Here is a 2,563-nt window from a genome sequence, read left to right on the forward strand (position 1 = left end):
ACCGCCTTGCGCTATATCAAGTCAGAAGAGATCACTCCAGTTGAACTGATGACTGCAAACGAGTTGGGCAGTCAACCAGCGCATTCGGCCAGGAGCGGTCTGCCATCAATCCTTCAGCGCTGCCGGTCGGATGACCGCATCACTTTAAATGCTGCTGGATCGTCTACGGAAGCAAATCGGCCAAAACGGACGCTGGCGTCCGACGCTCACTGCGTCAGCTTTGCATTGGGTAACGGCCCCATGGCAGAAAGTTGAGCGGAATGGCTGCGTTCCAAAACAGTGAATTTACACATTCGACCCTGAGCAGACTTTAGCCTCCGCGTTAATTGAGCGGCAGGTTTCTGAGATATTCCGAAGTACAGGAGAATTGCGGCCGGACAGCCGTTCAGGTGTGGCCTTATCACGCTCCACTACTTTCCTGCAGCAGTTGCTGCATCCTCCACCCACGTGCCCAGATTGTCCCGCCCATTGTGCTTGTTCCAGAGATAGTGCTCATAACCCGGCACTCTCAAGCTGCAGCAGTCTGTAGTATCGCCCTGCAGGTCGGCGATCTTACTTATGTCGATAGTCAGAATGCCATTACCCCTGGCAATGCTCTGCGCGATCTCGTACTTGACCCATTTGCTCTTATCGGTATTCGCACCAACGAGGACCACAGTAACCGACGTACCCTCCAACTGCTTGTCAATCCAGGCCTTGATGGCCTTGTCGCCTTCGCGCTCCACCTTTTCAAAATCTGCCTTGTCGATGAAGCCAGATTTAGCAGCGCCGGAAATGACGTTACTGTTGCGGACATTCATTGCCCGCTGTACGTCAGCGTACTTGAAGCTGAAGAACACTTTCCTAGCCATATCGATCCTTAGACGATTCTCAAAAGTTGCAACGTAATTTTTTTGGCTTCGTTAAGGTCTGTCTTATCGTCGCCAAGCGCCTGGAGTAGCGGCAATATGTCATTGCCTCGTGGATGATCATTCACTTTGAAATTATGTAGAACCTCTTCCCAGAGCTTCAGGGAGATGGAGCCCGTAATACCTATGGGAATAATGAACACGCCATTTTCGCGCGCTATTTCAAATTCTTCCCGCATCCCATTTGACTCAACAACCTTTCCGTCGACGAGTTTGTTTCCAAACAAAAAAATTGCGATGCCGGCGTGTTCAAGCATGGTGCGACGATACTCGCGCCACAACTCTGCCAATGGCCGCTTCCCCGATTGGGTCTGGGGAAACGGTCTAAGTACAAGTTGCTCACCATCTAGGCGCCCCCCACTCATGATGGTTTGCTCTAGAACGCCGCTAATAACAGCGCTTCCGATCCCTAGCCCAAAACCCGAGATAACGCGAAACTTCTCCTTGTTAATTTCTCGACTCAGCTCATATACAAATCGCTCGGACTCCGCCTGCGTCCAAGGGCAGTATTCGTGCGCAGCACCGGAGATGAACACAGTACGTCGCTTGTGCCTGTACTCGACGGCTTTGAGGATTGCGGTGATTTCCTCAAATTCATCGACATAAGTGGTTTTGATACCGACCCGCAGCAGCTCCCCGGCAAAGAGCTGCTCTTTTCGCTGGCGATATTCGAAATCTACTAGGGCTTCGTTGTCATACCGCTTCGCTTTGCGAAGTACACAGTAATGCTGCCGCTGGTCGCGCCCGTAGTGGATGCGGACACGGCTGAGGATGTATTCAAGATTGGGGTCGGTAAAGCTGAACCCGAGAAACAGAAACGTCTTGGACACTAGGTCACCGCTGAGTGCAGTGACGTACGGTTGCATGTTGATGTGATACCGCTCGTAGTCGTCGCGGATCAGGACAGCATCTGCAGGATGTGTAGCGTCGCCGTGCATCTTATACACCACCGCGTCGCGATTAGACTTAGTGGTGGCGAGCTGCTTTACAGTGTACTTGACGTCGGCGATTTTGCCCGTGCTTTCGAGTGCTGCCTCGATGAGGTTGTCGTAGTTAGTTGTCCAGTACGTTCCAATAGGCAGTCGGGCCAGGATTCGATGGTTAACAGTCGGCGCAACATTTGTGGAAAACTCTGTCACCAAGAGCTGGTTGAGCTTCGCGCGATTGGCATGATGGATGTTGGTATGGTACTGAGCAAGGGTAACGAGATCCCATTCTTTCTCGACGTCCAATTCTAGGTCATCAGCGATGGGCTTGAGCAGCGTTTTCCAATCAACGAAACCGGCATCGCGTGAGAATCCGGCGCCAGCAAAAATGGCGAGATTCCCTTCCTCGACCTCTTTTGACAACAGCTCAACGAGCCGGAACTGATCCTTGTTCAGAGCACCCCCCTGTTTCAATGTGGCAATTCTAACAGCTCGCAGCAGAAAACTGACAGCCGGTTATTCAATCCGTAATACTTTCGGCAATACCTTGAAAGCGGGGTAACTGCTTTTCTTCGCTTGGAGGCGACAGTCCATTTCAATCAGTTTGCTGCCGTTTGAACTTCTCAACGCCGAAAGTCCGGTGAGGGTCGAAAGTACCCGTTCACACCAACTGAAAGTGGTCACTCATCTCGTAGTTGTGATCCTAAACTTTTCTATTGACAGCTACTC

3 protein-coding genes are annotated in these 2,563 nt (G+C 51.5%); 1 reads left to right on the top strand and 2 read right to left on the bottom strand.

Features of this window, described 5'->3' with window-relative positions; genetic code table 11:
* The coding region (locus tag B472_RS17395; protein ID WP_238147480.1) for a hypothetical protein at positions 1–255 on the top strand (255 nt) is incomplete at its 5' end.
* Between the two features lie 155 nt (positions 256–410).
* Here the strand turns inward: B472_RS17395 and B472_RS16700 are convergent.
* Positions 411–851 (bottom strand): TIR domain-containing protein, encoded by a 441-nt coding sequence (locus tag B472_RS16700; protein ID WP_019428491.1) that lies wholly within the window; start codon positions 849–851, stop codon positions 411–413.
* A gap of 8 nt (positions 852–859) precedes the next feature.
* Complete coding sequence (locus B472_RS16705; RefSeq protein ID WP_019428492.1) at positions 860–2,308, bottom strand: SIR2 family protein; 1,449 nt, start codon at positions 2,306–2,308, stop codon at positions 860–862.
* Between the last annotated feature and the right edge of the window lie 255 nt (positions 2,309–2,563).

Source organism: Limnohabitans sp. Rim28 (assembly GCF_000293865.2).
Classification (GTDB): Bacteria; Pseudomonadota; Gammaproteobacteria; order Burkholderiales; family Burkholderiaceae_C; genus Limnohabitans_A.